This window comes from Thermodesulfobacteriota bacterium, assembly GCA_036482575.1.
In the GTDB taxonomy this organism is placed as follows: domain Bacteria; phylum Desulfobacterota; class GWC2-55-46; order GWC2-55-46; family JAUVFY01; genus JAZGJJ01.
The window spans coordinates 1-7458 of sequence record JAZGJJ010000236.1 but is presented as its reverse complement, the minus strand read 5'-3'; the positions used below and the strand labels follow the sequence as shown (position 1 = coordinate 7458).

The following is a 7458-nucleotide window of genomic DNA, read 5'->3' as shown; positions in this document are numbered from 1 at the left end:
GGTATATGACCCTCTCGACGACTATCGCCATTCCCACGACGCTCATGGCGAGTATGAGGTATATGAATACCCCTCCTTCCCTTAGAAAGGACGCGAAAATTTCCATCTTCAGACCTCCTCTTTAGTTGTTGTCCGGTTCCGTAATCTCCCTTTTCCGTGCCGACTCCGGCCGTGCCGACTCGGGCCGTGCCGACTCGGGATAGAGCGGCTCCAGGACCTCGTCGATAAAGCGTTTGTTCGGTATGTCGTCGTCCCAGAGCCTGGCCTTGGGCACTATAAAGAGCGTGCGCGGCTTCTCCAGCGACCCTTTTATTTTTATCACCCTGACGGCCCGCTCCTCTTCGGGGGGTTCCGCCCCACGGGCGGTGGGCGGGAGGGCCAGGCCGGCGAAAAGGACTATGGCCGATGATAATAGAAATACCTTCATCTTTTCTTCCCGGCCCTGGCCCTGGCTATGTCGATCCACGCCCGCACCTCTTTCGCCCCCTCGCCGCCCTCTCCATCCATAGATAGGTAGCTCGTGTAGTAGGCGACGGCCTTGTCGTAGTCCCTCAGGTATATCTCGTATATTATACCCATATTCCTGTACACCAGCGTCTGGCCGGGGTCTTCCTTCATTATCCCGGTATAGATCTCGAGCGCGCCGTGGACGTCGCCGCTTAAGAGGAGCGCCTTTGCGAGCGTCAGGGGGACCTCCGGGTGGTCCTCCCTGAGCGTTAGCGCCCGCTTAAGCCTCCCGACCGCCTCGGAGGCCTTCCCTTTTTCGAGCAGCAGCATGCCCATGTTATAGTGGAGGTAGGGGTTTTCCGGGTCTTCACTCTCCGCCTCTTCGTAGTAGGTGAGGGAGGAGTCGAGTTCCCCGGCGGCCTGGTAGGCGTTGGCGAGGTTAACGAGCGTCCTGGGGCTCCTCTCCAGGGCCGCGGCATAGCCGTAGGCCTCCACGGCCTTTTCCGTCTCGCCGTCGGCCATGTAGATAGCGCCGAGCGCCTCGTACGGCCCCGCTATCTGTCTGGTCGACTTAAGCGATTCGAAGATCTCCCTCCTGGCGTTCTCCGTGTCATTGAGTTTCAAGAAGGTAAGGCCGAGGTTGTAGCGCGCCTCGGGGAAGTAGGGCATGGACATAAGCGCGAGCGAGAAACTCTTTACGGCTTCCTCGGGCATGGTATTCATCCTCACGAGCCCTTCGTTGAACTGTTTCAGGGCCTCCTTGCGCTCGGCAGCGGTGGCGGTTACGCTCTCGACCTTCCGGCCCTCCTGCAGAGGGACGGGTGGCTTGACGAGCGGCGGCTTAAGCGGCTGCGCCGCGCCGCAACCGTAAGATACCACAAGCAGGAGTAACAGTATACATCTCCATTTTCCGGTAATGGTCATTAGCTACCTTAACCTTGCGGGCTCCGGCCCGTGGAATATGGGGAGCGGGTTCTTTACGTCGAGCTCCCTTCGGTAGAGGGCCGGCCTGAGCTCCGCGAGCCTCTTGAGACTGTCGCGCGTAACCTCCCACTTGACTCCGTGACGGACCGAAGCTTTTAAGCTCCCCTCGAAGGCCCTGACGGCCTCTTCTTCGAGCGGATAGGCCCTCTCCTCGAGCAGGAAGGCGTACTCTTCAAGCTCTTCGTCGGAGAGCCCCGGCGGCCTTTCCGAGCCGAGGAGCGAGTCCCGGAAGTTCATGAACGCGAGACCCATCTTGTAGAAGGCGCCGGGCAGGAGCTCCGCGTTCTTGCTCTTGAGCACTACCTTATAGTCCCCCAGTATTTCTTTAAGGAGGGTCTCCTTCTTCCTGAGGCTTTGCTTGAAGGGCTGGGTTATAGAAAGCGCCAGGAATTCTTCGAGCTTCATGTCGGCAACCATGGCCCGCGCCCTTGCCGCGTAGGGCGTGGCCCCGGCGGTACCCGCCTCCTTTATAAGTGCTGTGAGTGCCTGCCGCCCCTCCCCGGTCTTCCCGGACGCGAGCCGGACCTCCGCGAGCATGTACATGGCCTCCGGCCTCCGGCCGGGGCTTATGTGCGCGCCGCGGAGCTGTTCCTGAAGGAGCCTCTCAAGCTCCGTATGTTCTCCTGCCTCCTTGAGCACGCTTGCCGCCTTGAAGACGAGCCTCTCCGCCTCGTCTCCTTCCCATTCCGTTCTCGCTCCCCCCCCCGTCCCCACGGCCCTTGCCGCCTCTTCGAACATCGCGGCCGAGGTAACGGCCTCCCCCTTCTCCTCGAAACCTTTCCCGGCCGCCACAAGGAGCGCGAGCGTACCTTCCGAGTCCGGATAGTTCTTCTTGAGGAGGTCCATAACCGTCCGGAATTCCTTTACGTCCCCCCTGTCGAGGTATATCCGGCCTACGCTTATAAGGGCCTTTTCCGCTATGCCCGAGTCCTTCAGTAGATTGAAGACCTTCAAGTAGTTCTCGACGGCCTTGTCGGGCTCCTCGCGCTGTATGTGCTCCACCGCGACCATGTAGTGGAGCTGCGAGAGGTCGTTCCTCAGCTCTTCGTCCGGGGAGATTTTCATGGCCGAGGTATAGGCCCCGATGGCCGACGGCAGGTCCTTTTCCAGCGTGTAGATATCGCCCGTCTTTTTAAGCGCGGCCCGGGCGGAACTGCCGCGGAGCAGCGGAGAGAGGACCGCCCGGGCCTCGTCGTAGCGGCCCATCTGCATATAGAGGTCGGCCGCCTTGTGGACTAACTCCTCGGTCCTCTTGCTCTCGGGGAATTCGGCCTTGAAGGCGGCGGTTATCCTCGTTAAGGCGCCGGTGGTCTCTTCGGCCTGTTCTGGGTCTCCTCCGGATATAAGGAGCTCGTGGGAGAGTACCGCCGCGAAGGCGGCGTCCTCGCCCGCGGCGGTGTCCTTGTAGAGGAGCATAAGCGCTTCGTACATCTCCGAGGCCCGGGCGTACTCCTTCGCGTCGAAGAACGCCTCGGCGAGTTTCAGGCGCACCTCCCTGGAGCTCTTAATATCCGGGTAGTAGGAGAGGTAGCGGTTGTAGGCGTCCACCGCCGCCTCGAGCGACCTGGGGCTGCCGGTCTTACCCGCTCTCTCGTGATAGACCCCCGCCACATCAAGCAGCGCCCCGGCCACTATGGAGTCGACCTCCGGGTCGCCGTCGGGGTAGTTTATCCTGTATAGCGCGGTCGTTGGGTTGTAGCTCTCGACGAGAGCCTCCTTTGCGGCGAGCGCCTCGGCCGCCTTATTCAGCCTCTCGTATGCCCCGGCCATCTCCATAAAGACCAACGGAAGCGTCGGGTCTTCGGGGAAGATGTCCTGAAAAAGCGAATAGACGGATATGGCCTCCTTGTACCTTGTCTGCGCGGTCAGGAGTTTGCCGGTGGAGACGGCGAGCCGGGGGGCGTAGCCCTTGTGCCGGAGTTTCAGTATCTCGCCCTCTATCTCCCCCGGTTTTTTCATGTGTCCGAGGCACATGACGATACTATCGAGGGCCTCGTCCCGGAGGCTCAGGTCGGCGGAACCCCCCGGGTCCAGCTTCTCGTACTTGTCGGCTATGCCGGCAAAGAAGACGATGGCCTCCGTGAAGTCGTCGCGCCTGTAGTAGGCCCAGCCGAGCTTGTAGAGGGCCTTTTCATAGAAGAGCGAGCCGGGGTGGGAGGTTATCCTCATATACGCGTCGATGGACTCCCCGGTCCGCCCTGTATCGAGGTATATCTCCCCGAGCCTGAAAGAGACCTCTTCCCCGTAGGGGTTCGCCTCCCGGCTCGCCGCGACCTCTTCGAACACCTCGCCGGCCTCTTCCAGCCGTCCGTCTTCCTGCAGGGCGTAGCCGAGGGTGTAAAGGACGACCCCCATTCCCCGCTTGTGTGGATAGCGCTCCACTATCGCGCGGAGTCCTTTTATAACCTTTTCGTGGTCCATCGTGGGGAACGCCGGCTCTTCGTCGAGCTTGCCGTCTTCGTAAAGGCCCCGGAACTTCTCGTAGTCGTTCAACCTCTCCTTGAACACCTCGGAGGCCTCGGCGAAGTAGTCGTCCAGGAGCATCTTGAGCACTTCGAGAGAGAAGTCCCTGCTCTCGGCGGCCAACCCCATATATTCCTCCAGCCCCTTGAGGCTTTTTATCTCCCGGAACTCGATCCTGACCGGCGCCATCTGGCATCCGGCGAGAACGGCCACGAGGAGCAGCGCGTGGAGTCTCCTGAATCTCATTTCTTCTTCGACCTCTTTTCTTCCGCCTCGATGTCCTTGAGGGCCGCGAGCGCCTTTCTTTCGAGGAGCGTCATCTCGTAGCTCATCATCCCGGCGCGCCGTGAGACCACGTCGCCGATAAGCCCGAGCGCCTCCTCCATGCCGCGTTCGGCCTTTTTCCGGCTTTCCTCGACCCTGTCGCCGAGATCCTCGAGCCTTTCCAGCAGCGCGTACTCCTCCTCTATCCTCTTCAAGACGGCCAGCTCCAGCTCGGGCAGGAGTTTTTCGTAGGGTATCTCCCCACCGGCGGCGACGGTCTTCAAGTCCAGGACCATCCTCTCGAGTATCCCCTCTCCGTATCCGCCCCCGGGTTCGTACTTGGTAAGGTCCGTGGCCATCCAGAAGACGAACTGGCAGTAGACGGTGTTGTTGAGGTACCATATGCCGCTCTGGCCGTCGAGCGCCGTCATGTGGACGATATCTTTTTCCAGGCCGGTCAGCCGGCGGTTAAGTCGCTTTTCCCACCTCGCGGCTATACCGGCTTCAATGGCGGGCAGGTGGTCCCCGCCCTTTCTAATGACCGGCGCCTCGCTCGTCTCGTCGAGCACCTTTGAGGCCAGGAGTATGAGCAGCCGTCGTATAAACTTCGTCCGCCTTGTCGCGTCGGCGAGGTTTTCCCTCTGGGCGGCGATGTTCTTCTCGATCTCCTCGATGAGCGCGTATACGGCCTCTCCCTTCTTTTCGAATATCCCGGTTATGGTCTCGAAGGCCCTGTAATCGGCCCTGGCCGCGTTCAGCTCCGGGTTACTGCCCAGGAGCGCCACTGCGTCTACCACGGCGAAGGCCCCTTCGACGCCTACAGGGCCTTCGGCCGCGTCAGGCTCGGACAGCAGATCCTCTTCCCTTCCCATGGCGATAAGGTGGAGCGCTTCGGCCGGGACCCCTTCGGCGTATATCAGTCTAAGCCCTTCCCCCATGGTGCGGATGCCCGCCAAGGCCTCTGCCAGGGCGGCCCGGGCCTCTTGGAACTTCCCGGTCTTATAGAGGCAGTAGGTCTCGGCCAGCATGAGCTCCAGCACGGCGCGGTTGGAAGGGGAGAGCGGCTTGAGCCGGCCAATTGTTGAGAGCGCCTTCTTATATCGCCCGAGCTTTACCCTGGCCCACGCGGACCCCATGAGCGCCGGTTTATGGAAGCGGCTCCTCCTGTCCACCGTGCGAAAGCTCTCGTCGGCCCGGGAGAACCGCCCCCCCTCGAAGAGGAGGTAGCCGAGCGAGAGCCGCGCCCGGTTGAGCATGTCCTCGGGCTCAGTGACTCCGAGGGAGATGAGCTCTTCAAGGTGCCTTTCGGCCTCTGGGAGGTCTCCCTTTATCGTCAGGATCTGGGCGAGCATGAACTTTGCGTAGGGAAGGGCCGGGGAGGTGTCGGGTACGGTCGAGAGGAGTTCGAGCGCCTCGTCGAACCTCGTTTCCTGATAGAGGCTAAGAGCCCCGAGGTAGTTTCCGATCCCCCCCTCGACCCCTTCCGAGAGGGAGGCGAGGGTCGGGTACTCCCCCTGTCTGTAGAGGTTTTCGAATATCCGGGCCAAACCCGGCACGGTCTCCATAGACGCGGAGGAGAACGTGGGCAGCGGGTCTTCCCGGTAGCCTACGCTGAGGTCGGAGAGCCACTTAAGGACCACCACCCTGTCTCTCCCGGGGAAGTCGGGGGAGCGGCGGAGGATCCTCCCAAGCGAGATCGACGCGCCCAGGTAGTCGCCGGTGCGGTAGAGGAACTCCGCCCTTTCAAAGTCGTAGACGTCCCTCTGGACGGACGCCGTCTCGATTTCGGAAGGGGGGTTCTCGGCATGTGAGCTCCCGGCCGGGACGGCGAGGAGAGCTGTTATGGCGGCTGTAAGGAGTAGTCTGCTGTACGGCCGCATCTTAGCGGCTATGGTCTCTAAAGGCGCAGGGGATATCGCCAGGCGGTCAGGGGCTGTCACTATTCTCCCCGATACTTTCTCCGGCCTCTTCTTTCTCTTCGGCCTCCCGTGCCCTCCACCGCTCGAAGAAGTCCATCCTCCGGAGCTTTGCCTCGACCCCGCCGCCGATGCCCTTGAAGACCATTTCGAGGTGGGCGGGGTCGTCTTCGACGAAGAGGTTGTAGAGGACCTCGCCACTGCGGTCCACGTCCTCTCCGTCGAGGGTGTACTGGTAGGTGATGAGCAGGCGGTGACGGCCTTTCCTTATGGGCCCCTTGAAGAGCTGGTGCCTGCCGCCCCCGCCCATGGCCTCGTTCTCCTCAATAGAGTATATGTGGGTGAGGAACTGGCTGCGGTTATCCTCTATGTCGACGGATATGAGCCTAAAACCCGGTTGTTTCTTTACGGAGATGGTGAGCGGCATGAGGAGCGGCTCGGTGGAGAGTCCGCCCACGGCCTCTTCAAGCTCGCGGATCTCCCTGTCGACCGTCTCGTAGTTGTCGTAGAGCTCTTCGAGGATGTCCCTTATGGAGGAGTCTTCGTTTATGAAGGAGTCCTGGTGTATCTCTTCCCCGGCAGCGGGAGCGGCCGGGGGGGCGAAGACAAAAAAGAGGAGGGCGAGCCACAGTGATACTGCGGTTGCGCGCCTCCTTCCGGTATGGTTCTTACCATGAATGGGTGTCATATATCCAAACCCAAACGGCTGCCCGTGCCCGTTTCAATATTTTTAGCACAAAAAGCCCGATAGTTCAAGGCACACCATGAGGGTGGGGCAAACAGATTTCAGAATGGGAATTGCGAATTAATTGCTTTTAAATTTTTTTCCATCCCGCAATCCGAACTCCGTAATTCGCAATCGGAGGGGGCCGCTTATGGCGTTAACCGTGCGGCAGCACTTAGACCGGCACGAGCGAGGCGTACTTTATCATGAGCTTCTTCGGACCGGTCGAGCGGAAGTCCACGGTGAGCTTCGTCGCCTCGCCGTTCCCCTCGCGCATCCTTATAATACCCGTGCCGAAGCTCGGATGCCGCACCTTCATGCCCACCCTGAACGGGTCGTCTGTCGGGTCGAGCTGGCTGTCCTCGCTCGTATAGTAGGGCTCGTCGTCGACGTAGACGCCCGCCGCCCCCGGCTCCACTTCTTTCGCAACGTACTCGTCTCTTATGGACACGGCATCGATAAGGCCCGGCTCTATCTCTTCCACGAACCTCGATACGCTCCGGTAGCGCATCTCCCCGAAGAGCGTCCTGGTCCTGGCCGAGTACATGAAGAGTTTTTTCCGAGCTCTGGTCATCCCCACGTAGCAGAGCCGCCGCTCCTCTTCGAGCTCTTCTTCGCTGTCGAGGCTTCTCGGGTGGGGGAAGAGCCCTTCTTCGACCC

Annotated in this window: 6 protein-coding genes; all 6 read right to left on the bottom strand. The window is 60.8% G+C overall.

Annotation, left to right across the window (positions count from 1 at the left end):
* Positions 1-121: 121 nt before the first annotated feature.
* On the bottom strand, positions 122-427 hold the full coding sequence (locus V3W31_10470) for a hypothetical protein (GenBank protein MEE9615354.1): 306 nt from the start codon (positions 425-427) through the stop codon (positions 122-124).
* Positions 424-1371, bottom strand: coding sequence for a tetratricopeptide repeat protein (locus V3W31_10465; protein ID MEE9615353.1), 948 nt, complete (start codon positions 1369-1371; stop codon positions 424-426). Before V3W31_10465 ends, V3W31_10470 begins: the two co-directional genes overlap by 4 nt.
* Positions 1372-1374: 3 nt before the next feature.
* Positions 1375-4140 carry a tetratricopeptide repeat protein gene (locus tag V3W31_10460; protein ID MEE9615352.1) on the bottom strand — a complete coding sequence of 922 codons (2766 nt, stop codon included), beginning with the start codon at positions 4138-4140 and terminating at the stop codon, positions 1375-1377.
* Positions 4137-6098, bottom strand: coding sequence for a tetratricopeptide repeat protein (locus V3W31_10455; GenBank protein ID MEE9615351.1), 1962 nt, complete (start codon positions 6096-6098; stop codon positions 4137-4139). The genes V3W31_10460 and V3W31_10455 overlap by 4 nt, the downstream gene beginning before the upstream one ends.
* Positions 6085-6762, bottom strand: a complete 678-nt coding sequence (locus V3W31_10450; GenBank protein MEE9615350.1) for a hypothetical protein — start codon at positions 6760-6762, stop codon at positions 6085-6087. Before V3W31_10450 ends, V3W31_10455 begins: the two co-directional genes overlap by 14 nt.
* Before the next feature lie 211 nt (positions 6763-6973).
* Positions 6974-7458 (bottom strand): 3'-5' exonuclease (locus V3W31_10445; protein MEE9615349.1); only part of this gene is annotated, 485 nt, incomplete at its 5' end.